This window comes from Arsukibacterium sp. MJ3, from assembly GCF_000987765.1.
In the GTDB taxonomy this organism is placed as follows: domain Bacteria; phylum Pseudomonadota; class Gammaproteobacteria; order Enterobacterales; family Alteromonadaceae; genus Alishewanella.
Window position 1 is genome coordinate 1 of the sequence record NZ_LAHP01000003.1, and the last position, 24,631, is coordinate 24,631.

At 50.5% G+C, this 24,631-nt stretch carries 25 protein-coding genes and 1 pseudogene; 10 read left to right on the forward strand and 16 right to left on the reverse strand.

Annotated elements, in window-relative coordinates:
* Positions 1-100: 100 nt before the first annotated feature.
* From VT06_RS02830 to VT06_RS02840, 3 genes and pseudogenes are all read right to left on the reverse strand, one after another.
* A pseudogene (locus tag VT06_RS02830) lies at positions 101-1,117 on the reverse strand (IS256 family transposase); the annotation flags it as partial.
* 196 nt (positions 1,118-1,313) lie between these two features.
* Positions 1,314-1,649, reverse strand: a complete 336-nt coding sequence (locus VT06_RS02835) for a helix-turn-helix domain-containing protein (RefSeq protein WP_046552770.1) — start codon at positions 1,647-1,649, stop codon at positions 1,314-1,316.
* Positions 1,650-1,712: 63 nt separating this feature from the next.
* A complete protein-coding gene (locus tag VT06_RS02840) occupies positions 1,713-2,096 on the reverse strand; it encodes a type II toxin-antitoxin system RelE/ParE family toxin (RefSeq protein WP_046552771.1) in 384 nt (127 codons plus the stop codon).
* Between the two features lie 448 nt (positions 2,097-2,544).
* Here VT06_RS02840 and VT06_RS02845 point away from each other — a divergent pair, with 448 nt between their 5' ends.
* The 8 genes from VT06_RS02845 to VT06_RS02880 are packed head-to-tail and all read left to right on the forward strand — an operon-like array spanning position 2,545 to position 9,357.
* Positions 2,545-3,012, forward strand: coding sequence for a Na+/H+ antiporter subunit E (locus tag VT06_RS02845; protein WP_046552772.1), 468 nt, complete (start codon positions 2,545-2,547; stop codon positions 3,010-3,012).
* Positions 3,009-3,260, forward strand: coding sequence for a monovalent cation/H+ antiporter complex subunit F (locus VT06_RS02850; protein WP_046552773.1), 252 nt, complete (start codon positions 3,009-3,011; stop codon positions 3,258-3,260). Before VT06_RS02845 ends, VT06_RS02850 begins: the two co-directional genes overlap by 4 nt.
* The gene (gene mnhG, locus VT06_RS02855; protein WP_152658970.1) at positions 3,253-3,591 is read left to right on the forward strand and encodes a monovalent cation/H(+) antiporter subunit G; all 339 of its coding nucleotides are present in this window, start codon (positions 3,253-3,255) and stop codon (positions 3,589-3,591) included. Before VT06_RS02850 ends, mnhG begins: the two co-directional genes overlap by 8 nt.
* Positions 3,581-4,489 (forward strand): MnhB domain-containing protein, encoded by a 909-nt coding sequence (locus VT06_RS02860; protein ID WP_046552774.1) that lies wholly within the window; start codon positions 3,581-3,583, stop codon positions 4,487-4,489. The genes mnhG and VT06_RS02860 overlap by 11 nt, the downstream gene beginning before the upstream one ends.
* A complete protein-coding gene (locus VT06_RS02865; RefSeq protein WP_046552775.1) occupies positions 4,486-4,773 on the forward strand; it encodes an NADH-quinone oxidoreductase subunit K in 288 nt (95 codons plus the stop codon). Before VT06_RS02860 ends, VT06_RS02865 begins: the two co-directional genes overlap by 4 nt.
* A complete protein-coding gene (locus VT06_RS02870) occupies positions 4,770-6,194 on the forward strand; it encodes a complex I subunit 5 family protein (protein ID WP_046552776.1) in 1,425 nt (474 codons plus the stop codon). Before VT06_RS02865 ends, VT06_RS02870 begins: the two co-directional genes overlap by 4 nt.
* Entirely contained in the window at positions 6,191-7,708 is a 1,518-nt protein-coding gene (locus VT06_RS02875; protein ID WP_235357341.1) for a complex I subunit 5 family protein, read from the forward strand. Before VT06_RS02870 ends, VT06_RS02875 begins: the two co-directional genes overlap by 4 nt.
* The gene (locus tag VT06_RS02880) at positions 7,705-9,357 is read left to right on the forward strand and encodes a complex I subunit 5 family protein (RefSeq protein WP_046552778.1); all 1,653 of its coding nucleotides are present in this window, start codon (positions 7,705-7,707) and stop codon (positions 9,355-9,357) included. Before VT06_RS02875 ends, VT06_RS02880 begins: the two co-directional genes overlap by 4 nt.
* Here the strand turns inward: VT06_RS02880 and VT06_RS18815 are convergent.
* The 9 genes from VT06_RS18815 to rppH all read right to left on the reverse strand — a co-directional run bounded on the left by VT06_RS18815 (position 9,323) and on the right by rppH (position 16,947).
* Complete coding sequence (locus tag VT06_RS18815) at positions 9,323-9,502, reverse strand: DUF945 family protein (protein WP_369796883.1); 180 nt, start codon at positions 9,500-9,502, stop codon at positions 9,323-9,325. The two genes, VT06_RS02880 and VT06_RS18815, sit on opposite strands and share 35 nt — an antisense overlap.
* Before the next feature lie 48 nt (positions 9,503-9,550).
* Complete coding sequence (locus VT06_RS02885) at positions 9,551-10,204, reverse strand: FlgO family outer membrane protein (protein ID WP_052750152.1); 654 nt, start codon at positions 10,202-10,204, stop codon at positions 9,551-9,553.
* Between the two features lie 69 nt (positions 10,205-10,273).
* Positions 10,274-10,921 (reverse strand): FlgO family outer membrane protein, encoded by a 648-nt coding sequence (locus VT06_RS02890; RefSeq protein ID WP_046552779.1) that lies wholly within the window; start codon positions 10,919-10,921, stop codon positions 10,274-10,276.
* Positions 10,918-11,541 (reverse strand): FlgO family outer membrane protein, encoded by a 624-nt coding sequence (locus VT06_RS02895; RefSeq protein WP_046552780.1) that lies wholly within the window; start codon positions 11,539-11,541, stop codon positions 10,918-10,920. Before VT06_RS02895 ends, VT06_RS02890 begins: the two co-directional genes overlap by 4 nt.
* Before the next feature lie 83 nt (positions 11,542-11,624).
* Positions 11,625-12,458 carry a thymidylate synthase gene (locus VT06_RS02900; protein WP_046552781.1) on the reverse strand — a complete coding sequence of 278 codons (834 nt, stop codon included), beginning with the start codon at positions 12,456-12,458 and terminating at the stop codon, positions 11,625-11,627.
* On the reverse strand, positions 12,455-13,267 hold the full coding sequence (gene lgt / locus VT06_RS02905; RefSeq protein ID WP_046552782.1) for a prolipoprotein diacylglyceryl transferase: 813 nt from the start codon (positions 13,265-13,267) through the stop codon (positions 12,455-12,457). The genes VT06_RS02900 and lgt overlap by 4 nt, the downstream gene beginning before the upstream one ends.
* A 22-nt stretch (positions 13,268-13,289) precedes the next feature.
* On the reverse strand, positions 13,290-14,084 hold the full coding sequence (locus VT06_RS02910) for a sulfite exporter TauE/SafE family protein (protein ID WP_046552962.1): 795 nt from the start codon (positions 14,082-14,084) through the stop codon (positions 13,290-13,292).
* Between the two features lie 66 nt (positions 14,085-14,150).
* Positions 14,151-16,409: a phosphoenolpyruvate--protein phosphotransferase gene (ptsP, locus tag VT06_RS02915; RefSeq protein ID WP_046552783.1), complete on the reverse strand. Its 2,259-nt coding sequence runs from the start codon at positions 16,407-16,409 to the stop codon at positions 14,151-14,153.
* Between the two features lie 34 nt (positions 16,410-16,443).
* Positions 16,444-16,947 (reverse strand): RNA pyrophosphohydrolase, encoded by a 504-nt coding sequence (gene rppH, locus VT06_RS02920; RefSeq protein ID WP_046552784.1) that lies wholly within the window; start codon positions 16,945-16,947, stop codon positions 16,444-16,446.
* 425 nt (positions 16,948-17,372) lie between these two features.
* Here rppH and mutH point away from each other — a divergent pair, with 425 nt between their 5' ends.
* The gene (mutH, locus tag VT06_RS02925) at positions 17,373-18,053 is read left to right on the forward strand and encodes a DNA mismatch repair endonuclease MutH (RefSeq protein ID WP_046552963.1); all 681 of its coding nucleotides are present in this window, start codon (positions 17,373-17,375) and stop codon (positions 18,051-18,053) included.
* Here mutH and VT06_RS02930 read toward each other — a convergent pair.
* The 3 genes from VT06_RS02930 to cysB form a co-directional block, all read right to left on the reverse strand.
* On the reverse strand, positions 18,050-18,874 hold the full coding sequence (locus VT06_RS02930; protein ID WP_046552785.1) for an ABC transporter substrate-binding protein: 825 nt from the start codon (positions 18,872-18,874) through the stop codon (positions 18,050-18,052). The genes mutH and VT06_RS02930 overlap by 4 nt on opposite strands.
* Positions 18,875-18,948: 74 nt before the next feature.
* A complete protein-coding gene (locus VT06_RS02935; RefSeq protein ID WP_046552786.1) occupies positions 18,949-19,803 on the reverse strand; it encodes a sterol desaturase family protein in 855 nt (284 codons plus the stop codon).
* A 22-nt stretch (positions 19,804-19,825) separates the two neighbouring features.
* The gene (gene cysB, locus VT06_RS02940; protein ID WP_046552787.1) at positions 19,826-20,803 is read right to left on the reverse strand and encodes an HTH-type transcriptional regulator CysB; all 978 of its coding nucleotides are present in this window, start codon (positions 20,801-20,803) and stop codon (positions 19,826-19,828) included.
* A gap of 259 nt (positions 20,804-21,062) precedes the next feature.
* On the opposite strand from cysB, the gene VT06_RS02945 reads away from it, so the two are divergent.
* Complete coding sequence (locus VT06_RS02945; RefSeq protein WP_046552788.1) at positions 21,063-21,827, forward strand: hypothetical protein; 765 nt, start codon at positions 21,063-21,065, stop codon at positions 21,825-21,827.
* Positions 21,828-21,881: 54 nt separating this feature from the next.
* On the opposite strand, the gene topA is transcribed toward VT06_RS02945, so the two are convergent.
* A complete protein-coding gene (gene topA, locus VT06_RS02950) occupies positions 21,882-24,488 on the reverse strand; it encodes a type I DNA topoisomerase (RefSeq protein ID WP_046552789.1) in 2,607 nt (868 codons plus the stop codon).
* Between the last annotated feature and the right edge of the window lie 143 nt (positions 24,489-24,631).

The window sequence follows — 24,631 nt, forward strand, 5'->3', positions numbered from 1 at the left end:
ACAGGTGGCCGGATGATGCCGAAATCAGTGGCCGGATGATACCGAAATGGGCGGCCGACTCATGCCGAAATCGCTGGCCGGATCATCCCGAAATACGCAACTCAATGGCGTTGGTCGTATAAATCGCTTTGCGGATATCCGTAGGGTAATTAAAGATGGTGTTTAAGTTCTGCCAATGTGCTCGCCATGACTTACTGATCTGCGGGTATTGCTCGTCCCAGGTTTCACTGAAACGCTCTAGTTCAAGCAAGGCTTCCTCTTCTGTACTTGAACGATAAACCCCCTTTAAATCAGTCGTAACCGCCTTGTAGTCTTTCCAAGAAACGTATTTAAGCGAATTACGCACCATGTGCACGATACACAGTTGCACATGGGTTTGTGGGAACACCGCGTTAATGGCATCAGGAAAGCCTTTGAGGCCATCCACACAGGCAATAAGGATATCTTCTACACCACGGTTTTGCAGCTCAGTCAGCACGCTTAACCAGAACTTGGCGCCTTCGTTCTCGGCTATCCACATGCCCATTAGCTCTTTCTGACCTTCGGTATTAATGCCAAGGGCGAGGAAGATCGATTTGTTGATAACCCGCTTGTCTTGCCGAATTTTGACCACCAAGCAATCGAGGTAAACAATAGGGTAAATGGGATCTAGTGGTCGTGATTGCCATTCGGTCACTTTATCGATAACCGCATTGGTGACACGTGATATCAACGTGGGTGAGATGTCTGCCCCGTACCATTCATCAAAGGCTTTAACGATTTCTCGTGTGCTCATGCCTTGCGCATATAGCCAAAGAATTTTGTCATCCATGGAGGTAAATCGAGACTGGTTTTTTTTAACCAAGATAGGCTCAAAAGAACCATCACGGTCACGCGGAGTATCGAGGGCGAACTCACCCTCTTCCGTTTTTATCCGCTTAGACGTCGTGCCGTTACGACTATTCTTTACGACTGACTTGGCATGTTTCTCGTAACCTAAATGCTCATCCATCTCAGCGTTTAAAGCAGCCTCAACGGTTATTTTCTTCAGCATTCGGCTGAAATCATTTAAGTCTTGTGGGGTTTTTATGCCTTTGGCCGCTTCTTTAGCGAAAGCCTCTAGTTCTTTTCTGTTCATTTGCATCTGCCTATCCTTAACTCTCAGTAGAGTAATTTATGATAAGCAGTTACACAAAATTCGTTACATCCTCTAGGCCGTTTTTTGCTCTGGCACGTAACATACAACTTAATTTTGTTCGAAGCCCCAAATCCTACATATAAGAAAAGCTGATCAATGCCAGCTTTTCTTACGCAAATGCAAACCGTCTCTGTCTTTAATAAGCCGGCACTGAAGCTTCAGGCTGCTCTGTCTTTCTTACATCAACGCTTAACACGCCTTGTTCGTATTGCGGTTTTAACTGATAACCTAACTTGTGCAAGCATTTAAGCAAACGCTGGGACGTCAATTTGTCTACTTTCCAGTTCATAACGCAACTTACCTGCGGCTGATTTAAGCCCAATGCTTTTGCGGCCTGCTCTTGGCTCAAATCACGGTCTCTGACAATAGATGAAAGCACCTGCATTAAATTAGCACGCAGCAGAAGCTCAGCCGCTTCCTCTGGTTTACTTTCTCGACCTACTTCGAAAATATTAGAATACTTGATTCCCATAGGAGCCTCTAAAAATGTCAGACATTCTAATTATATTCGTTTTGATATAATTAGCAAGTCGCCCTATACTTTATAACCATCACGGCGCAAATCCTCCAACATGGCTTTATAACGGGCTTTTACTAACTCCATAGCCGGTCTATCTACTCCATTCGTCGTCTTGACCCAGCTATGCAGCAAATAAAGTCGGTTGGCGAACCTTACGCAATAAACTACCCGATAAGCAGGGCTGCCATTGATGGAAAGTTGAATAACGCTTACCCCTTTGCCAAGCCCCTTTAGCGATTTGCTGGTAACTCCATCACCGGTGTAATATTCGTCTTCAGGTAACACCCCCTGATCACCAGCCACTGCATTCAACGTTACCCCAAACTGGTCTCTTTCATGTTGAGGTATTTCTAAATACTCTCTGCAGGCTCGTTCACTTACAAAATGAAACTCCTTCAATAGTTAGCTCCTAGCTGTAAAATTTTTCAGGATATTAGCACACAATAAAAAGTATGAACCTACCAGACCATAGCCCGTTAAATTTAGAAATGTTCAGGTGATACAGCTCAATTAACTATACCCACTAATCGAAAATATTTGTGTCCAGCAAACACTTTCGCACCACATATGGCACCACAGCGAATGAAAACACGCTGCAAAGCCTGTTATGCCTACTTGTTCGATTCCTGTTCCGGCAGCCAAAGCAACAAAGATGCCCACCATAAAGCCAGAACAACTGCCGGAACTAATGAAAGCCTTAAACTAGCGCAAAACTAGCCTCTGTTGAATAGATCAGGTATGTGGTTTATTCTTACTATCTTCCAGCCCACCTGCAGGAGCCCCAGTGGCGAATCACTCCAGCACATCAGAGGGTCCACCCGGCTGCCGTAATCAACCAGGCAGAACCATGAGAGTACTCAATGTCGTATTCAGTTTCTGCTTCTGGCTGGGCATATGGGCATTGCTGAGCAGCGCAGAGGGCTGGGCATTCGGGATACCTCTGGCAGCGATCGCAACCTTCGCCGGCTACCGCCTCGAACTGCGCATTGGCTCATTGCGTTGGCAAGCGATACCAGCTTTTCTGGGATTCTTTTTGCGCGAGCTATTTTCAGGTGGCTGGGACGTAGCCCGCCGAGCGCTGCACCCGCGTTTACCAGTGTCACCGGCCTGGAAGACGTTCGCTCTGACCAGCCGGGATCCGCGTGTTTGCCTGTTGTTATCGGCCATGGTTGGCCTGTTGCCCGGTACACTCTCATCGCATTATGAAGATCAAACGCTGCATGTGCATGCGCTGGATCAGCATCAAGACTGGGGAAAAACCGTGGCACAACTGGAATTACACTTGTCGCAATTACTCAAAGAACAAATCGCATGATAATGCTTGCTACCATATTGCTCGCAAGCATTGCCGTGGGTCTGTGGCGCGTGGTGCGCGGCCCGAGTCGTGCCGACCGCCTGCTCGCCGTGCAGTTGTTAGGTACTACCGGCGCAGCGGTGCTTTTATTGCTGGCCCATACTCAGAGTCAACCGGCGTTGATCGAAGCCGCGCTGGTGTTGGCCGTGCTGGCTGCAGTGCTTAGCGCGGCACTAGTCCAACTATTACGCCGGAGCCAACATGATTGAGTTGAACACTTGGCTATGCTGGCTTAGCTGGCCGTTTCTGCTGGCAGGGTTATTTTTCTTTCTGGCCGGAACCGTGGGGCTATTACGTTTCCCCGACGCCTACAGCCGCCTGCATGCTGTCACCAAGGCTGACACCTTGGGCCTAGGTTTGCTCGTGGTCGGTCTGTCGCTGCGTAGCGACAGCTGGCAATCGGTTGCTCAGATGCTGCTGGTCTGGCTGCTGATCATGGCCTCCGGGGCGACTGCCTGCCAACTATTGGCGCGCTACCAGCGTGACGCGGATAGGGTTGACGCCAAAACCATTCAGGAGCAACCCTCCGATGGCCGCTGAACAGCTCTTCGATCTGACGCTGATTCTGTTGCTACTTGGCCTCGCTGGTGCGGCGCTGCACACGCGTAGTCTGTATACCTCCATTGTACTGTTCATCGTATTCGGTCTCATGCTGGCGCTCACCTGGGCCCGGCTGGGCGCTGTCGACCTGGCACTGGCGGAGGCTGCGATTGGTGCCGGACTGATCGGCGTCATGCTGCTCGCAGCGCTGGCTCGCAGCGCCGCAGACTCTACCTCCCAACCAGCCCGTGTGCCGCTGTCGATAAGCTTGCTGCTCGGGGTGCTAGTGCTGGCATTACTGATCCGCGCGATACAACCACTGGCGGACAGTAACAGTGTGCTACCCGCTTTGGTCGATACGCACCTGGACGAGAGTGGCGTGAGCCATCCGGTCACGGCGGTGCTGCTGAACTTTCGCGCCTGGGATACGCTGCTGGAGCTGGTGGTATTGTTACTGGCACTGATCGGCGTTCGCCAGTTGGGCAGCTCTGGTATGGCTTTACCGCCGACCTGGCCACTGCTACGCGCCTGGAGCCGAATGCTCGCGCCGCTGACGATCATCGTCGGTGGTTATCTGTTGTGGCGCGGCAGCCATGCGCCCGGCGGCGCCTTCCAGGCCGGGGCCGTGCTCGCTGCCGGCGCGGTCATGCTACGCCTCGCCGGCCTGCTACCTGCTATTCGCTGGAGCCGCTGGCCGGTCCGCGCGCTTATGTTGGGCGGCGTGGCAACCTTTGCTCTGGTAGCCGCTGGCACCCACTGGATGGGTGACGGCTGGCTAAACTACCCGCCCGGGTGGAGTAAGCAACTGATCCTGCTGATTGAAATAACCGCCACCCTATCGATCGCCACCAGCCTGACTGTTCTGGTGATCGGCGAAAACGAGCACCCTGCGCCGTGACCAGTACTCTGATTTATTTGTGTGGTGGTGTCAGCCTATGGGTGCTGGGCCTGCACGCCCTGCTGGTTCACCGCAATGCCTTACGCCGGATCATGGCGGTCAATGTGATGGGCAGCGGTGTGTTCATGGTCATGGTGGCGCTGGCCAGCCGGGACTCAGCCGTCGATCCGGTACTGCAAGCCTTGGTTGTTACCGGTCTGGTGGTAGCGGCCAGTGCCACCGCCTTTACCCTGCGCTTGGCAACGGCTGATCCGCTCGACGAAGACGACCAAGAGCGCAAATGAGCGCGGCGCTGCTCAGCCTGCTGATCCCGTTGCTGACCGCGCTGATCTTACTATTGGTAAGGGTCCGCGCCGGCAGCCTGGTGATACTGGCGAATGCCACTAGCCTGGGGTGCGCAGCATTGGCTTTGCACCAGGTGGTTATCAACGGCGCGCAGCAGCTCAATCTCGGCGGCTGGGAAACGCCGCTGGGGATCCGCTTCGAGCTCGGCCCGCTCACCGCGCTGCTGCTGGTGTTTACCGCCCTGATTCATCTGCTGGTGGCGATTTATGCCCAACGCAGCCGTCACAGTCAGACTCGTGATACCGACTTCTGGCCCCTCTCTTGTCTGTTGCATGCCAGCCTGGGCGCCCTTTGGCTGTCCCGCGATCTGTTCAATTGGTATGTCACTCTGGAATTGCTCGGGCTGGTCGCGGTGGCAATGGTGATTCTCTCGGGGCCGAGGTCACATGTACCAGCGCTACGCTATCTGCTACTGTCACTTGCCGCATCGCTGTGTTACCTGCTGGGTGTCGCGCTGCTCTACGGCCAATACGGCGTGCTGGATATACGTGCGCTCGCCGGTGTCACATCCAATGACCAGGTCACGCGCTTGGCCCTGCTATTGCTGACGCTGGGGTTGATGATAAAGGCCGCGCTCTGGCCTTTGCACCAATGGCTTCCAGCTGCCCACGCAGCTGCGCCCACGGCGGTTAGCGCGCTACTCTCGGCGCTGGTGGTCAAGGGCCCCCTGTTCATCCTCTGGATGCTCTGGGATAACGTGGCACCAGAAGAACTCGCTCGGCAGGCGGGTATCTTCTTCGCAGTGGCCGGTATTGCCGCCCTGGTCAGCGGCGGTCTGGCTGCACTGCGCACACCCTGGATCAAGGTGCTGGTGGCCTATTCGACGGTCGCCCAGCTAGGCTATGCCCTGCTGGCTCTGGGTCTGCTGCTGTATTGGCAGGACGCGACCATGTCCATCGCGCTGTGGCTGTTCGTGATTGCCCACGGCCTGGCCAAGGTATCGATGTTCCTGGCCGCCGGCGAGATACAGGCGACGTTGGGAAGCCGGCATGTCAGTGCGCTCAAGGGGGCCAGCCAGACCATGCCGATTGCCATGTTCGCGTTCGCAGTCGCCGGCGGCAGTCTGATCGGCCTGCCGCCCAGCGGCGGCTTCGTAGCCAAATGGGTATTGTTGCAGCCGCTGTTCCTGGAGCCTGCCCGCTGGCCCTGGGCCCTGGGCGTGCTGCTTGGCACTCTGGCCAGTGCCGGCTATGTATTCCGGGTGGTAGCCATCGCCTTTGATCGTGCCGACCCGAATCCGCCGGATTATGATCCCGATGTCTCGGCCCAGTGGCTGGCGATGTTGCCTGCCCTTATTGTATGGGCCATGGCCTTGATAAGCGAGCCGCTGATCGAATGGTTCCAAGAGGTGGGGCTGTGATAACCGCCTGGACCACGCTGCTGCCGCCGGCAATCATACTCAGCTCGCTGTTGCCCGGCCTGGTCATATTCAGCCTGCGCGAAGATCAGGTGAAGCTGCGCATCGGCCTCAACCTGTTTGCCGTCATCCTCAAGCTATGCCTGGTCGGGGTGATGCTCTGGGGCGTCAATCAGGGGCTGGAATTTCGCTTCGCCATTGGCTTCCTGCCCGGTGGTGGCCTAGTGCTGCAGGGGGATGCCACCTCTTTGCAGTTCGTTACCCTGTCCTCGGTGCTATGGCTGGCGACCACCGTCTATGCGATCGGCTATCTCGAGGATTCGCCACTGCGCTCACGGTTCTTCGGCTATTTCAGCCTGTGCGTCAGCGCGACGGTGGGCTTGGCTCTGGCCGGGAATCTGGTCACCTTTCTGCTTTTCTACGAACTACTAACGCTAGCAACATTTCCGCTGGTGGTTCACCGGGGCACAAAGAAAGCACTGCACGCCGGACGTGTTTATCTTGCCTACACACTGGGTGGCGGTGCGCTTCTAATGATGGGCATTGCACTGTTACACAGCATCACAGGCAGCCCCGAATTTCAGGCAGGTGGCTACCTAGGCCCCCTGCTCGATGCTCATAAGCCCAGCCTGATACTGGCCTTCGCCCTGATGATCAGTGGTCTGGGCGTCAAGGCCGCATTGATTCCCCTGCACGGCTGGCTGCCCCTGGCAATGGTCGCACCGGCGCCGGTCAGCGCTCTGCTGCATGCTGTCGCGGTGGTCAAGGCTGGCGCCTTCGGCATCGTTCGGGTGGTGTATGACGTTTATGGCGTTGAGCAGGTGCAGACCCTTGGACTGGCAACACCACTGCTGGCGCTGGCAGCAGCAACGATCCTGTACGGTTCATTTAAGGCGTTGCAGCAACAGGAATTGAAGAAAAGACTGGCCTACTCCACCATCAGCCAGGTGTCATACATCACCCTTGGTGTCGCGTTGATGGGCCCAATCGCCGCCGTTGGCGCGCTGGCGCATCTGGTACACCAGGGCCTAATGAAGGTGACACTGTTCTACTGCGCCGGCAATTTCGCAGAAACCCTGGGCATCCATCGGATAAACGAAATGAACGGCGTTGGCAAACGTATGCCGCTGACAATGGCTGCGTTCACGTTGAGCGCACTGGGTATGATCGGCGTACCGCCTACCGCCGGCTTCGTCAGCAAGTGGTATCTGGGTCTGGGCGCCCTGGAGGTCGGGCAAGATTGGGTGTTGCTGGTGCTGGTGCTTTCCGGCCTACTCAATGCCGCCTACTTCCTTCCCCTGATCTATCGAGGCTGGTTTGCCGAGCCGCCGACACAATGGCCGGAAGAACACGCCCTAGGTAACGGGCGACCAGGGCTAGGAGAAACCCACTGGATGCTGCTCGCTCCGGTACTGTTCACCACACTGCTGGCCCTGTTGGCCGGCGTGCTGGCTGGCAGTGAGCTAAGCCCGCTGGCCTGGAGCCAACTGATCATCAATCGGCAGTTCGGCTTATGAGTGCTCTATTCTGGTTGCTTGTGCCTCTCTCTCCGCTACTCGTGGGCGCCCTGCTGTGGCGCTGGCCGAATCGCATCGGCCCCTGGCTCTGGTTGTGCTGTCTACCAGCACTGCTGCTCAGCCTGTGGCCAGCTCCAGCACTGGAGCTGGGAATACTCTGGCCGGGGGCAGCATGGGCCGCGGAGGATCTGCTCGCTCGCGCCTGGTTGGCATTCAGCGCACTACTCTGGGGCTGCGCAAGCCGTTTCGCGCACACCGATCTGGTCGACGATCAACACCGTTTTCGCTTCTGGTCCTGCTGGCTATTATCCCTGAGCGGAAATATGCTACTGGTAATAGCCCAGGATGCCGGCAGCTTCTATGTGGGTTTCAGTTTAATGAGTCTGGCCGCCTACGGGTTGATCGTGCATGAGCGCGGCCCTGCACCGCGGCAGGCCGGACGGCTCTATCTGCAACTGGCCATCTTAAGCGAGATGCTTATTTTCGCCGGTATGCTACTGCGTATTCACGAAGCGGGCGGCGCGCTAGAGCTGGCGGCCTGGCAAGCGGTGCCCGTTGGCTCGCTGACAGCAATCGTACTGTTGCTTGGCTTTGGGCTGAAAGCTGGTTTTTGGCCACTGCACGTCTGGCTTCCGCTGGCTCATCCGGCTGCACCGGCGGCCGCCAGCGCAGTGCTGTCCGGCGCAATGATCAAGGCGGGGATTCTGGGTTTGTGGCGGTTCCTGCCAACGCAGGACCTCTGGTTGCAAAGCGTCGCCCTGGGGTTATTGGCCATCGGTGCCATCAGCGCATTCTATGGTGTGGCTCTGGGGCTGATACAAAGCAAGGCCAAAAGCGTCCTGGCCTACTCATCCGTCAGTCAGGTTGGCTATCTGTTGGTGGTGCTTGGTCTGGCCTGGCTGCACCCCAAGTCCAGCGCCGCGGCTGCCACCTTATTGGCTCTTTTTGGCGTGCACCATGGTCTGGCCAAGGGTGCCTTGTTTATGGGTGCAGGCCTGGCAAGTCATTATCGGCTCAGCCCTTTGCACTGGCTGTTGATGGCTTTACCGGCAATGGCGCTGGCGGGATTGCCGCTAACCAGTGGTGCAGCGGTCAAGATATTACTAAAGGATGCCGTTTATGCCAGTGACGTCAGCCACTGGCTGATACTATTGACAGCAGGCTCCGCAGCAACGGCGATACTCTTGCTGCGCGCCCTCTGGCTGATGTGGCGGCACCAGCCCGAAGGCTGCACAGACTCGCCCCCGAAGGGTCAGTTAGTACCCTGGGCACTGCTCTGCGTGATGCCGGCTCTGTTGCCGTGGCTTTGGCCCGCATTGCGCGAAGCACTGGTAGCCAGCCTGCCAGTAAAGGCCTTGTGGTCGGCAAGCTGGCCACTGCTTTTGGCAGCGGCTACCGCCTGGACAGTCCACCAGTCAGGCTGGACCATTCCCGGGGCACTGCAGAAGTTGCCCAATCCAGCCCGTGCCGGATCGCTGAGGCTCAAGAGAGTTATGCAACGCCCACCCTTGCCGGCGGTTCAGCCGCAGATACAACGCAGTCGCTGGCGCGCTATGGAGCGACGCTGGAATCGACTCTGGGCCAACGGAGCCGTTACTACCAGCGCCTGGATTATCAGTGTGCTGCTGCTTCTGGGTTGGCTGGGCTGAACAGTGTCAGCAGCCCTGTCAATACTTCCGGCGGGATTGCCTCGCCATTGAGCTTAATTTGGCCATCCGAGTACCTCAATTTAGTTACCAAATTGTCTTCTTCTTGCCTGGCCAGCTTGGTACTTTCAGCCAAGGTGGCGACCATCTCGACGACTATAACGTCTATATGGCCATTCGACTCCCGCAAACGCTATTACAAAACAAACGGTTCGGTATCTAAGACAAACTGTGGAATAAGCTGGCTGGCGCTGGCCAATATGCTTTTGTTTTTTAAATGCATAATCCGCACATTTACCTGAGCACCACGCTGGCTTTGCTGCACAGTGCCACTAAGCACATAATCAATTTGCTGATTAGCAGCAACCTGGCCAGCCCGGTTGCTAAATACCTGATCACCCGCGTTAGTTAGCATGATGCCGCCAGTAAGTTTATGATCAACCATAATAAGGCCGTAACGCGGCATTTGTTGCAAAAAACGCTCTGCCAGTGCATTACCCAGAGGATGTAAAGCGTCACGCGCTGGCGTTAAACTGGTAAAACCTGCCACTGCCACAATATGATTGGCAAACGGCTCGGTGCTATTGTGATAAAGCTGCATGGCTAATTGTGCGACGTAATCATCTAACGATTTTTGACTGGCATACAGCCTGTTGGTAACCGGATACGTCATTAGTACCTGCTCCACTGCAACAGGATGTGCACGATTATCATTACTGTGAGTAAGTATATAAGGCGTTATCGCTGGTGCCGGCTGGGCATGCGTTTGCTTGCCAGGCAGTAAGCTACTGCAACTGGTTAGCAATAATACAATGGTGCCAGTAGCAAGTAGTAGTATGTTTTTTATCATAATAAATCCCGATATTCTAAAATCTATTCTAGTATATCGGCGCTACAGCCATGTTCTTTAGTGGTTTTGCTATTTAATCCGCATAACTTGTTCACCCTGACGGGAGATTACCGCCTGTACAATATGCCGTGGAATAAAGCTGCGAGCAGCGGAAATAACCCGCTTATTATCGATTTGTACCAACCGCGCATTCACTAATACGCCCTGCTGATGCGTGGTCAAGGTGCCGGTTACCACATAGCGAATGGCCACTTCTTCTGACAGCTCCTGATAATTACGGCTTAACACGAAATCACCACTTTCAGTTACTCTGATATAATCGGTTACTTTGTAGTCCAGTACCGGCACACCAAATTTATGCAGATCATAAATCATGGCTTCACTTAAATGGTTACTGAATACCGAGCCTTCATCTAATGGCGAGTCAACGTAACTAAAGTCGGTTACTCCTACCTGGCTGTCGCTGTCCAGGCTAAGTTGTAGCGCCATTAATTCGTGAACCAGATTACGCACATAATCGTTCACCGTCAGTAAGGGTTGCTGTGACGGGCTGTATTGCTCATTTCCAACCGGAGATACGCTGGTTGGCAGCTGCGTTATTCGCTGCGCTCTGCTGCTTTGTTTATCAGCCTGCTGGCCGGTAACCGTTACGGTGCGATCTGATGCAGCACAGCCGCTAAGCAGTATGGATAGGGCTAAAATAGTAAACTGCTTCATTTGGTATCTCCTGCCGGGCTTTGCCGATAAAACATCGCACCGCGTTTATTAACCTGCTGGGTGCTCCACAGCACGTTAGCCGGAATATAATCGGTTACTGCGGCTAACACCTGCTTTGATGGAATGTGAATAAGCCGGGCGTTGACGATCACGGCATCCTGTTGCAAGGTATAAGTACCGGTTAACAACGTATTGGCTGTGCCTTTAGCATTAATATCTTGTAGCTGACGGGTCAGTGCCTGCTCAAAGTCGCCAGCCAGCATGACTTCATTACTTAATCGGTACTCATAAACCGCGTAGCCAAACTGCCGGCTGTGAGCCAGCATACTTTCACTGAGCTGATTAGCAAAATCACGCTGTTCGCTATTAGCATCGTGTAGATGCAAAGCCGAAGCGGGCACAAAACTGCTGACGGCAATTTTCGGCCGGGTCAGCCACAACGGGCTGTCATCTAACTGGGCAAACAATTGCCGGGCTAAACGCTCAGTATAAAAACCAAGCGGATGTTCACTTAACGCCATCTCTGCCGCCAATGCGGATACCGGCGGCACCGAACGCGCACATCCAGAAAGCATTAAGCCCGTTAGCAAAATACCTACCGCTAACCATAAACCCTTCATATTTACCTCATTCTTGCCAGCTTACTTGCCGTTAGCATTGCAACAGCAAGAACTAGGCCAAAATAACAACTAATACCCTGTCATTAAATCGCCACCGGCGCTTTAATGTGCGGATGAGCCTGGTAGTTTTCTAACGTAAAATCGGTAATGCTAAAACCAAAAATATCCGTAATGTCCGGATTAAGCTGCATGCTGGGTAACGGATGCGGCTGCCGGCCTAGCTGAACATTCACCTGCTCTAAATGATTTAAATACAGATGGGCGTCACCAAAGGTATGCACAAAATCGCCCGGCTTCAGGCCACACACTTGCGCCACCATTAACGTTAATAAGGCATAACTGGCAATATTAAACGGTACACCGAGGAAAATATCGGCGCTTCGCTGATATAACTGGCAGGATAGGCGGCCATCATTTACATAAAACTGAAACAACGTATGGCAAGGCGGCAAGGCCTGTTTACCCATAGCCGCGTTTTCTTTAGGCGAATAGTGTGTATCGGGCAATACCGCCGGGTTCCAGGCACTGACGATAAGCCGACGCGAGTCGGGGGTGCGTTTTATGTCATTAATAAGCTGACTTATCTGGTCAATTACCTGACCATCATGGCTAGCCCAGCTGCGCCACTGTGCACCATAAACGGGGCCTAGCTCGCCGCTTTCGGTCGCCCACTCATTCCAGATTGACACGCCATTATCCTGCAAATAACCAATATTGGTGTCACCTTTTAAAAACCACAATAATTCATGAATAATGGAGCGTATATGGCATTTTTTAGTAGTAATTAATGGAAAACCCTGTTGCAAGTCAAAGCGCATTTGATAACCAAACACACTGATAGTGCCGGTGCCAGTGCGATCAGTTTTACGGTGGCCCTGTTCCAAAACATGGCGCATTAAATCCAGATACTGCTTCATTTAGCACCTCGAACCGGTGAAGATGGTTTACTGTTTAGATAAATAATTAAGCCAAGACCGGTAGCAATCATTGGCAGGCACAGCCATTGCCCCATTGTCATGCCCGCCGATAGTACGCCAAGATGTGCATCCGGCTCTCGAAAAAACTCCACAATAAAACGAAACACACCGTAGCCTAGCAAAAATACGCCGCCCAAGGTGCCGGTAGCGGGTTTTAAACGTCTGACTAATACAATAATAACAAACAATAGTATGCCCTCAAGCGCTACATGGTATAGCTGTGAGGGATGACGCGGCAAACTACCGGCATTCGGGAACAGTACTGCCCAGGGTACATCCGTTACTCTGCCCCACAGTTCTGCATTAATGAAATTACCCAGCCGGCCAGCTGCCAGACCGAGCGGAATGAGTGGCGCAACAAAATCACCCAGCTCCAGATAAGATTTGTTATAACGCCTGGCGAACCATAGCATTGCCAGTAATACACCTAATAAACCACCATGAAACGACATGCCACCTTGCCAGGTTTTAAACAGGTAAAGTGGCTCGGCAACGAACTGGTCAAAATTGTAAAACAATACGTAGCCAATACGGCCACCAACAATTACCCCTAAAAACCCGAAAAATAGTAAGTCGCTAACCTGCTCTTTTGTCCAACCAGAACCGGCTTTTTCAGCTGCCCGATTGGCAAGCCAATACGCCATGCCAAACGCCACCGCATACATCACGCCATACCAATGAATACTGACCGGGCCGATTGACACCATAACCGGATCGATATCGGGAAAATTGAGATAAGAATTTGTCATAATTGTCCTTAAAAAACACTTACTAGCTAAATACCATTCTGGCCGCAACCAGCATCAGAAAAACCCCAAACACTCTTTTAATCATCAGTACCGGCAAACGCTGGGTCATGGCTGCGCCAAAGGTTGCCGTAAACACCGACGTTGACACAATGCCAAATAATGCTGGCAAGTATATATAGCCAATAAAGCCATCTGCCAGCCGGTAATGCTGCCAGCCGGCGATAACATACCCTAGGGTGCCTAACACAGCAATAGCGATGCCACTGGCAGCGGCGCAGCCAATGGCACGGCGCATATCAACCGAAAAATAATTTAATACCGGAACTACTAGCGCCCCGCCCCCTATACCCATTAAACCGGAAATAGCGCCAAGCACAGCAGCAATAGCGGCTAACAAGGGCTTAGCCGGAAGCAACGCCCGGCCAATAATACTGCGCGAGCCGAGCATTCTTAACGCGAGTAAAAATACCGCCAGGCCAAAAAAAATTTTTAAAGTAGCGCCATTAATATGATGGGCTAATAAGCCAGAGACACCGGCACCGATACCCGCGCCGAACATAATAGTGCCGGCTAATGTCCAGCTGACATTATTACGCTTATGGTGGGCACGAATAGATGAGCTTGAGGTAATAATAATAGAGGCTAATGACGTGGCAATAGCAACCACCATTACCGCTTCTGAGCTAACCACGCCTAATGCCGGTAACAACACCACCAACACCGGCACTATCACCAGCCCACCGCCTATACCCAATAAACCGGCAAGAAAGCCAGCAAAACAACCAATAAGCGCCGAAATTAGAATAACTGTTAACAAGGTACTTCTCAATATAGATGCTGCGGCACAACCCGGTTGGCTGCGCTATTCAAATTGTGGTTAGCGTTACGCGCGTAACTGACTTAGCAGTTGTTTATGTTCTAAAAATTTCTGCACTTGCTGTTTAACTTGCTTCGGAGACTGGCACGCTAACACCTCAGGCAACAACGCCTCCAGCTCGGCGATATTAACCCGGCGTAATAACCATTTTATTTTGGCTAAATTACTGTTATTCATACTAAAACGACTATAACCCATGGCCGCAAGCACCAATACACCTGCCGGCTCACCGCCAAGCTCGCCGCAAATACTAATGGGAAAATGCAATTGTCTCGCCTGAATCGCCAATAAATGTAATGCGCGTAACACCGAAGGATGCAAGGCATCATACAGATTGGCAACCCGGGCATTATTCCTATCTACCGCGAGTAAATACTGCGTAAGATCGTTAGTCCCGACCGAACAAAAATCCACTCTGGCAGACAGTTCAGGCAGTTGATACATAATAGAAGGGACTTCAATCATTACGCCAATTTTCGGCTTGGGCAAGGCAATGTTAAGCTCGTCACTTACTTCAAAACTGGCTTGCCTTATTAACCTGATGGCTTCGTCTACTTCAGCCAAATCGGAAATCATCGGCAGCAAAATATGCAAATTATCCAGCCCAACATTGGCTTTTAACATAGCCCTTATTTGCACCAGAAAAATTTCTGGGTGATCGAGCGTAAGCCGAATACCGCGCCAGCCTAAAAAAGGGTTTTCTTCCACAATACTAAAATACGGTAAGGCTTTATCACCACCAACATCCAGCGTGCGCATTACCACGCTTTTGCCGGCGTAGCTGCTAAGCACTTTACTATACAACTCTACCTGTTCCTGCTCGGTTGGAAAACGGCTGCGTATAATAAACGGAAATTCGGTACGGTACAGCCCTACGCCATCGGTAAATTCAGCATTACTGGTTTCCAGCTCAATTGCCAGGCCACAGTTCACCATAAGCTTAAACGGCTTGCCACAAGCTGACTGTGACGGTAACGCGACCTCTTGCTGATAGCGTGCACTTAATGCAGCGTCTTCACTAATTAACCGTCGGTATTCAACACAAATGGCTTCCATTGGCGACAATAAAATCCGCCCCTGGTAGCCATCAACAATAACCTGCTGGCTTTGCCAGTGCAGCAGCGGCAATTCATTAACGCCCATTACCGCCGGAATGCCCAGTGCTCTGGCCATTATCGCAGCATGTGAGTTAACCGAGCCTCGTAATGACACAATAGCAACCAGTTGCTCACGCGGCACTTCGGCCAACATAGTCGCCGTGACGTTGTCAGCGACCAATACTACCCGTTGTGGCAGTTTTACCTTACGCTGCTCAGAGTCGAGCAAATTATTCAACACCCGTTGCCCCAGATCCCGGATATCGGTGCCACGCTCACGCAGATAAGGGTCATCCATATCGTCAAACTGCCGGGCAAACTTTTCTACAACCCGTTTTAAAGCGCTTTTGGCGCACCAGCCCTCGGCAATTTGTTGCTCGATTTCCTTACCCAAACTTGCCGCATCTAATAGCTGATGGTACACGTCAAAAATAGCCAAAGCATCAGCGGGAATATGGCCGGCCATGCGCTCGGCCAGCCGGTTAAATTCTGCTTTGGTAGTTTTCACTGCCCGGTAAAACAACGCCAGCTCTTTCTCGGGTTCATCCGATCGTTTTAGCGAGATAGCATCAAAGTCACTGGAGGGTTGTAAAACATATGCTTCACCAATGGCCATTCCCGGGGCCCCGGGCAAACCGGCAAGCTGACCCGATTGCTTCATGGTTGAAGGCCGTTGGCTGGCGGCATCGCGCATTTCTGCATTGGCTAACACTGACGCCAGCTGCGCGCCCAGCGTAACTAAAAAGGACTCTTCATCCTCGCTAAATACCCGCTCTGCCGATTGCTGAATGGTGAGCACACCCAGTACTTTACGATGATGAATAATCGGGCAGCCCAGAAACGCAGAAAAGCGATCTTCACTAACCTCCGGGGTTACCTTGAAGCGAGGGTGCAATTGAGCCTGAGCCAGGTTAATCGGTTCTTCCCGTTGCCCTACCCAGCCAATTAAGCCTTCAGAGAAACCAATAGCCACTGTACCAACCGCATCCTGGTTTAAACCATCGGTTGCCATTAGCATAAAATGTTGTTGCTGATAATCAGCCAGATAAACCGAACAGCACTCAGTAGCCAGTGCCGTTTTAATACTAGACACTAAGCCAGCCAGAGCATTGTCTAGAGCTGGCTCCTGCGCCACATCCTGAACAATCCGCCGAAGCTGGCTTAACATAAGTACCTCATTGTGCTGTTGGTTATACCTTTTTTTAATATTTTTTCTTGATATCTTTGCGGGTGAAGGGCAAAGCAACCGGGGCAAATTCACGCATGACTTTACGATACACTTCTCGTTTAAAAGCCACCACTTGGCGCACTGGGTACCAATAGCTGACCCAGCGCCAGTTATCGAACTCAGGATGCGTCGTTACAGCCAGATTTACATCTTCTTCACGGCAGGTCAAACGCAATAAAAACCACTTTTGCTTTTGCCCGATACACACAGGGTTACTGTCTTTGCGAATAAGCCGTTTCGGAAGTTTGTAGCGCAGCCAGTGCTTGGTAACACTGACAATTTCTACATCTTCGGGCCGTAAGCCCACTTCTTCATGCAATTCACGATACATGGCCTGTTCAGGCGTTTCGCCGTCGTCAATGCCGCCCTGTGGATACTGCCAGGAATGCTGACCATATCTTTTTGCCCAAAACACCTGTCCATTGGTGTTACAAATCACTATGCCGACATTGGCCCGAAAACCTTCGGCATCGATCACACAAACCTCTAGCGAGTCTATTTCTGCTATAACAAAGATTCTTTCACAAAGTGACAGTTACAGCAAACGGAATTTCAAAAGCATTACATTAAGCACTTATTAAAAGTTATCCACATTTAAAGCCCTAACCAATAAGCCAATGTGCACTTCTTCACAGAGTCTGTGGATAAAGCTGTTGTTAAGCGGCGTAGGGCCTTGTAATTAAAATTTACTTAGCACGAGCAACACCGATAATTCCTGAACTAAAATATATAATTACAATAACTTATGAAATTACTACTGAAAATTCTGATTATATAACGCTGTGCATAAGTTCGTTTGCTGCGTTTTTAAGCAGCGAACGGCTCTTAAAAGTGCTAGGGTACAACTTAGTTTACCTGCCAGATGTTTTAACGGCCGAAGATACAACAGCCAATGATTATCCAATGATTGTGACAGACTCCTTGAAAACAGCTGAGCAACTGCTACAGCGCTGCCAAGCCATAGCAGGCTTAACTCTTGGCCAACTGGCTGCCCAGTTGCAGCTGAGCGTTCCTGCAAACTTAAAATGTAATAAAGGTTGGGTGGGCCAGCTGCTGGAAATTGCCTTAGGTGCTGAAGCAGGCTCACAAGCCATACCCGATTTCCCCAACCTTGGCATTGAATTAAAAACCCTGCCTATTAACGCTCAAGGCAAACCACTGGAAAGCACTTATGTCTGTGTTGCACCGCTTACCGGGGTAACCAGCCAAACCTGGCCGCAATCCTGGATCTGCCAAAAGTTGCAACATGTGCTGTGGGTGCCGATTTTGGCTGAACGACACATTCCGGTTGCCGAGCGTATTATTGGCTCGGGGTTTTATTGGCGGCCGTCGCCGACAGAATCGCAGGCCTTGCAACAAGATTGGGAAGAATTAATGGAGCTCATTACGCTGGGCGGTATTGATCAAATTCGCGGCGCCCATGGCAAGGTGTTGCAACTACGGCCCAAAGCTGCCGACAGCAACGCGCTAACGAATGCGGTAGGGGCTAATGGCGAGTCTATTCAAACCTTGCCACGTGGCTTTTACCTGAAAGCCAGCTTTACCGCTGCAATACTGCAGCGGCAATTTGGTTTGGCGATTTAGTCCTGATAACGCTGCACAATTTTCTGGTATAAACCGTTTTGCTTAATGGTAGCTAATCCGCGGTTAAATTCAGCGACCAATTGCTCTTCAACCGACGCTTTGCTGAACATGACATATACATCGTTATTACCCAGAGTAATATCGTGAGGTTTAATCAGCGCTTCCAGCCCTTTTCGTCTTAATATTGAGGCAGCAACAAACCTGTCTTCCAATAAACCGTCTATTTCTTCATCTAATAGCCGCGCCATATTCATCTCGCTGATAATGGCGCCGACAAACTGCGGCTGATAATCAATTGCACCATACAACTTATCAATTTCATCGCCGTAATAATATTGGTTCACTATACCCAGTTTATAACCGGCGCTGATAAAACCAGTAATATCCGTTACTGGCAGGTTGATATCATCGCCCCGGACAAACAACTGAAACTGCTCTTGCCGGTAAGAATTTGAAAAGTATGCAAAAGACTGGCGGTCCTGTGTAATAGACGCCCCCAGCACAAAATCTATTTCTCCCTCTTTCAGTGAACCCAGTAGCTCAACCCAGCTACCTTGCACCATAGTCAGTTCGCACTGCATCTCCGCCGCAATTGCCCGAACCAGTTCTACATCCAGGCCGCTAACGGTATTGCCTACTGTCATGTATTGGTAAGGCTCCCAGGCATCAAAGCCCATGGTAAGAGTACACATAGGTGGCACAGCTGTCATTGGCTGAAATGGCCGCTCCGGCGCAACAGCTATTGCGGGTTCAGACACAGGCTGGCAAGACATTATTAACGACAGGACAACTAACAGCACTAAAATCTTGATAGACTTCATAAATCACCTCAAGGCGTTATGATCTTAGTACAAGCTTAGTGCAAATTTGATTTTTTGCGCAGCCGCCAACTTACTTATTCAGCGGCTTTATTCCTTGCAACCGATGTTGCTTTCACTGGCATCTGCAGTAATACGCGCCAAAGTGATTGCTGCCGTTTGCTATCACGAGCTTCGTGCCACATCCGGCGCCATTCGTAAAACGTAATAGTTAACGGGTTAGTCGAGCTAAACTCATCTGTAAGACCAAATTGACAGGGCTCATCCGCTTGCTCTGCCACGAAAGTGCCGAATAATTTATCCCAGATAATTAATACCCCGGCAAAATTCCGATCAATATAGCGGCTATTGCAAGCATGATGTACCCGATGGTGTGAAGGGGTATTGAAAATATGTTCTAAAAAACCAAGCCGGCCAATCGCCTGAGTATGCACAAAAAACTGGAAAGCTAAGTTCAGCGCCACCACCGCAAATACCAGCAGCGGATCATATCCCACTAAAATCATCGGCATCCAGAATAGCCACATACCGGATAATGGATAGGTTAAACTTTGGCGAAAAGCAGTACTGAAATTCATATGGCGGGAACTATGATGAGCAACGTGCGAAGCCCATAACCAGCGAATGTGATGTGAGCCACGATGGAACCAATAGTACAAAAAGTCTTGCAAAATAAACGCTAACAGCACATTTAATGCCGTAAGTTCTATGTTGAACAAGCGGTACTGATGCAACCAATAAAATAACGGCATTAGCAGCAGTAACGCCAGCATGTCTGCGCCCTGATGCAGCAGTGCCAGCATGGCGTTAGCTAAGGTATCTCGCCATTGGTACCAGTTTTGATGCCTGATAACAGCATAGTGCCACTCCAACACCACGCAAATAATAAACACCGGGCTTAACAGTAATAAAATCAGTTCTATTGGCGGCATAGGCAGTTATTCCAATATGTTGTTAGCGCACCGGTAAGTCGAAGCTGTCGAACATGCGATCGATCTCTTCTTGGTTTCGCAATAAATTGGCCCGCTCCACCACGTCTTTGGTTAGGTGAGGCGCGAAACGTTGGATAAAATCATACATGTAAGTTCTTAAAAACGTCCCTTTACGAAAGCCAATTTTAGTGGTGGAAGCTTCAAATAAATGGCTGGCGTCTAGCGCCACTAAATCCTTGTCTAATTGCGGATCAATCGCCATGGAGGCAACAACACCCACCCCTAAACCTAATCTAACGTAAGTTTTTAATACATCGGCATCTGTAGCGGTAAAAACAATGCGCGGCTCCAACCCTTTAGCGGCGAAGGCCCGGTCTAACTCAGAGCGACCGGTAAAACCAAAAACATAGGTAACAATAGGATGTTGAGCAATATCTTCCACCGCTATATTACGGCCTAATTGCGCCAACGGATGGTCCTGGCGCACAATAACACTGCGATTCCAGTGATAACACGGCAGCATCACCAAGTCATGATATAAATGCAACGCTTCAGTTGCAATGGCAAAATCAGCCTCACCGCGCGACGCTGCCTCTGATATTTGTTGTGGTGTGCCCTGATGCATATGCAATGACACCTTTGGGTATTTTTGCATAAAACTGCTTATCACCGGCGGCAAAGCATAACGGGCCTGAGTATGGGTGGTGGCAATGTTTAATTTGCCTTGATCCGGCAAGGTATGTTCTTTTGCTACCGCTTTAATACTTTCAACTTTAGCCAGAATTTGCTGTGCTATCTCCATTACATCACGCCCAGCCGGTGTTACGTGCGTTAGATGTTTGCCGCTGCGACCAAACACCTGAATGCCCAATTCGTCCTCCAGCATCCGAACCTGTTTACTGATCCCAGGTTGCGAGGTATAAAGGCTTTCTGCGGTTGCCGACACGTTTAAGTTATGGTTTAACACCTCAACAATGTAACGCAATTGCTGTAATTTCATCTGGCCCAAGTCCGGTAAAAAGTGGTCTTAGCTAATATACCTGTCTTGTCAGATATTCCAACTTATTTTTATAAATGGCCGTGTTATAACTATTTCGATTAATGCAGCAAAGCGCCAGCCCTAATATAAACAAACTGGATTTACGCCATGGGAACACGTTAACCTAACCCTGAACAGCAGAAAACTGTTCTTTGCTGCCATTTCAGATTACTATCATTTAATTACACTATTTAAAGCGCGAATGCGGTTAGAGGTTTGCATGCTGTTACCTATTATCATCTCGCTAGCTATAGCTTTGGTGATCATCGCTGTTATCGTTAATGTTGTGCAACAACACAAAGAACGGATAGCTAAATTAAAACGGGCAGAATTTACTAAATTACGCCATTTACTGGATGATACAGAAGAGATGTTGGTTAATACGTCTAATGTGCCTTTTACCCCAGCCATAACCACTTTGTTATTAAAGCGCACTGCCAGCGCGCTGCGCGCTATGGTAGAACTTGAGACAGGAACCAGAGAATTAAAACAACGGTTACAAGAAACAGAGAATAGATTAAAAGACCCTGTCAGTGCAGATGTAACAAACACCGACACGCTAACGCTGCCCGATAATGACCAGCAACTTATTGCGCTTATTCGTGGCATTAAGAAACTACGTGCCACCTTACGCAGTGAGCATGCCAAAGGTACTATTGATACCTCTACTGTTATTACAGAGGATAAACGGTTAGAGGTTTTGCAATTGCGCATAAATGTTGAAAGCCAAATTAAGCGTGGTAGCCAAGCCCGAAATAACAAGATGTTGGGTTCAGCCAGGCAGTATTTTGAAAAAGCGTTAACGTCCTTAAGCAACAGCAGCCATCAGGATGACTATGTTACTCATCGTAAAGCTGAAGTTATACAAACGCTTGAAGATATTGCCACCGAGCTTAAAGCCGGTAATGTACGCGATCGGGAAAAGAAAGAAGAAAAAGAAAACAAAGATATTGATGAGCTATTTGCACCAAAACGTAAATGGTAAAATCAGAAAAGGCACCTACAGGTGCCTTTTCTGATTGAGTCATACCAACTCGTTTTATTTCACAACGGCTTTATCTTTCGTCGACACAACCCATTTACTCTTTTCATACCAGGCGGCCCAACCGGTTGCTTTGCCGTCTTTCTCGGTCATTACGTACTGTTGTTTGGTTTTGCGACTCCAACGCACAATACTGGGGTTCCCCTCTTTGTCTTTTACCGGTGCATCGGCCAGATAATAAAACTTAGGCGAAATTCGCTCCCGGAAGGTTTTAAGCTCACTTACCAATGGTGCTCTTGTTTCTCGTGATTTTGGAAAGGTTGCAGCTGCCAGAAACAAGCCCGCCGCCCCGTCGCGTAGTACAAAATACGTTTCAGACTTTTCACACTTCAACTCTGGCAAGTGTACCGGATCTTCTTTAGGTGGCGCCGCTTCGCCGCTGCGCAGTAACTTGCGGGTGTTTTTACATTCACTGTTTGTACAACCAAAATACTTACCGAAACGGCCCGACTTAAGCTGCATATCAGCACCACACTTATCACACTCAATAAGCGGGCCCTCGTAGCCTTTAATTTTAAAACTGCCTTCTTCTAACTCGTAGCCATCACACTCCGGATTATTACCGCAAACATGTAACTTACGCTGCTCATCAATTAAATAGCTGTCCATGGCGGTACCGCATTTGCCGCAACGTTTTTTCTGGCGCAGCGCTTCGGTTTCCAATTCATCATCATCTGATACTTTAATGGCTTCATCACCGGGCAGTAAATTAAGGGTAGTAGTGCAACGTTCTTTCGGTGGCAGATTGTAGCCGGAACACCCCAAAAACACCCCGGTAGACGCAGTACGAATGCCCATTTCACGGCCACAACTAGGGCATTTAATGTCGGTTAACACAAACTGGTTAACGCGCATGCCGCCTAGCTCGGGGTCTTGCTCTGCCAGTTTTAGTTTATCGGAAAAGCCGGCATAAAAGTTATCCAGCTCTTTGCGCCAGGTGCGCTGTCCCTTGGCAATGTCATCCAGGGTAAGCTCCATATTGGCGGTAAAATCGTAATTCATTAAATCATCAAAATTTTCAACCAGCCGATCGGTAACAATTTCACCCATTTTCTCGGCATAAAAACGTTTGTTTTCGGCCCGCACGTAACCACGTTCCTGAATAGTAGAAATAATGGCCGCATAAGTAGAAGGCCGGCCAATGCCGCGCTTTTCCAACTCTTTTACCAGGCTGGCTTCACTAAACCGAGCAGCGGGTTTGGTAAAGTGCTGGGCACTTTGCAATTGCTGCAATTGCAGTTGCTCACCTTTTTTAACATCGGGTAATTCGTTGTCTTCTTCACCTTTACGTTTCACCGCGGGTTGCACCCGGGTCCAGCCATCAAAGCGCAATACCCGGCCTTTAGCTTTTAATTCAAAATCTGCTGCAGCCACGATTATATTGGTAACATCGTATTGAGCCGGTGGCATTTGACACGCCACAAACTGACGCCAGATTAGCTCGTACAGTTTACGGGCATCGGCTTCCATATCACCCAAGTCACTGGCTAACACGCTAACGTTTGATGGCCGCACCGCTTCGTGTGCCTCCTGGGCATTAGCTTTACTGCCATAACTAATTGGCTCTGGGGTCAGATAAGCCTTACCAAATTGTTGCACAATATAATCACGGCAATTGCTAACGGCTTCAGAACTCAGGTTGGTTGAGTCGGTACGCATATAGGTAATATGCCCGGCTTCGTATAACCGTTGTGCCAGCATCATGGTCTTTTTAACACCATACCCCATGCGGGTACTGGCCGCTTGTTGCAACGTTGAGGTAATAAACGGTGCCTGTGGTTTACTGCTGCTGGGTTTATCTTCACGCTCTTTTACTTCGAACTGAGCATGCTGCAGTTGTTGTAATGCCTCATCAGCTTGCTGTTTGTTTACCGGCTTAAAGGCTTTACCTTGCTCGCGCACCACGTCCAGCTGCAAAGCCTGTTTGGCTTTGGTTAGCGTGTCGGCCGCCAATGTCCAATATTCTTCCGGCACAAAGGCTTTAATTTCCCGCTCGCGTTCTACCACCAAACGTACCGCTACTGATTGCACCCGGCCGGCAGACAAGCCCCGCGCTACTTTTTTCCATAACAGCGGCGATACCATAAAGCCTACTACCCGGTCTAAAAAGCGTCGGGCTTGCTGGGCATTAACCTGGTCAACGTTTACCTGGCCAGGCTCAACAAAGGCATTGGTTATTGCCGACTTGGTAATTTCGTTAAACACTACCCGCTTAAACTTTTCAGGTTCGCCGCCAATAATCTCCTGCAAATGCCAGGCAATGGCTTCGCCTTCACGGTCTAAATCCGTGGCCAGATATACAATATCGGCTTTTTCAGCCAGGGCTTTTAGTTCTTTCACCACTTTTTCTTTGCCCGGCAAGATTTCGTAGCGGGCTTTCCAACCGTGCGCTGGGTCAATACCCATGCGGTCAACCAGCGCGTTGTAGTCTTTTTGCTCTTTGCTCAGGCTCTTATCGACAACACGAACTTTGTCTTTACTACTACTGGTTGGCAGATCCCGGATATGGCCAACGCTTGATTTAACGACAAAGTCGTTACCTAAATATTTATTAATTGTTTTTGCTTTTGCCGGTGATTCGACTATTACCAGTGATTTCGCCATCTTAAAACCTGAATTCCCTAACTGTAGCCGCCTTTTGGCCGCCCTTTTTTAACATATATCCGCAAACCGCAGTTGTGACAAGTGAATAAACTGATTATTATGCAATTCGGGCCATTTTCAGGCTCACCGGCTATCTAATAGCC

Coding starts and splice junctions, on each gene's coding strand:
- VT06_RS02835 (WP_046552770.1), bottom strand. CDS start 1,649: ATGGGAATCAAGTATTCTAATATTTTCGAAGTAGGTCGAGAAAGTAAA.
- VT06_RS02845 (WP_046552772.1), top strand. CDS start 2,545: ATGAGAGTACTCAATGTCGTATTCAGTTTCTGCTTCTGGCTGGGCATA.
- VT06_RS02850 (WP_046552773.1), top strand. CDS start 3,009: ATGATAATGCTTGCTACCATATTGCTCGCAAGCATTGCCGTGGGTCTG.
- mnhG (WP_152658970.1), top strand. CDS start 3,253: ATGATTGAGTTGAACACTTGGCTATGCTGGCTTAGCTGGCCGTTTCTG.
- VT06_RS02860 (WP_046552774.1), top strand. CDS start 3,581: ATGGCCGCTGAACAGCTCTTCGATCTGACGCTGATTCTGTTGCTACTT.
- VT06_RS02870 (WP_046552776.1), top strand. CDS start 4,770: ATGAGCGCGGCGCTGCTCAGCCTGCTGATCCCGTTGCTGACCGCGCTG.
- VT06_RS02880 (WP_046552778.1), top strand. CDS start 7,705: ATGAGTGCTCTATTCTGGTTGCTTGTGCCTCTCTCTCCGCTACTCGTG.
- VT06_RS18815 (WP_369796883.1), bottom strand. CDS start 9,502: ATGGTCGCCACCTTGGCTGAAAGTACCAAGCTGGCCAGGCAAGAAGAA.
- VT06_RS02885 (WP_052750152.1), bottom strand. CDS start 10,204: ATGATAAAAAACATACTACTACTTGCTACTGGCACCATTGTATTATTG.
- VT06_RS02890 (WP_046552779.1), bottom strand. CDS start 10,921: ATGAAGCAGTTTACTATTTTAGCCCTATCCATACTGCTTAGCGGCTGT.
- VT06_RS02895 (WP_046552780.1), bottom strand. CDS start 11,541: ATGAAGGGTTTATGGTTAGCGGTAGGTATTTTGCTAACGGGCTTAATG.
- VT06_RS02900 (WP_046552781.1), bottom strand. CDS start 12,458: ATGAAGCAGTATCTGGATTTAATGCGCCATGTTTTGGAACAGGGCCAC.
- lgt (WP_046552782.1), bottom strand. CDS start 13,267: ATGACAAATTCTTATCTCAATTTTCCCGATATCGATCCGGTTATGGTG.
- ptsP (WP_046552783.1), bottom strand. CDS start 16,409: ATGTTAAGCCAGCTTCGGCGGATTGTTCAGGATGTGGCGCAGGAGCCA.
- mutH (WP_046552963.1), top strand. CDS start 17,373: ATGATTGTGACAGACTCCTTGAAAACAGCTGAGCAACTGCTACAGCGC.
- VT06_RS02930 (WP_046552785.1), bottom strand. CDS start 18,874: ATGAAGTCTATCAAGATTTTAGTGCTGTTAGTTGTCCTGTCGTTAATA.
- VT06_RS02935 (WP_046552786.1), bottom strand. CDS start 19,803: ATGCCGCCAATAGAACTGATTTTATTACTGTTAAGCCCGGTGTTTATT.
- cysB (WP_046552787.1), bottom strand. CDS start 20,803: ATGAAATTACAGCAATTGCGTTACATTGTTGAGGTGTTAAACCATAAC.
- VT06_RS02945 (WP_046552788.1), top strand. CDS start 21,063: ATGCTGTTACCTATTATCATCTCGCTAGCTATAGCTTTGGTGATCATC.
- topA (WP_046552789.1), bottom strand. CDS start 24,488: ATGGCGAAATCACTGGTAATAGTCGAATCACCGGCAAAAGCAAAAACA.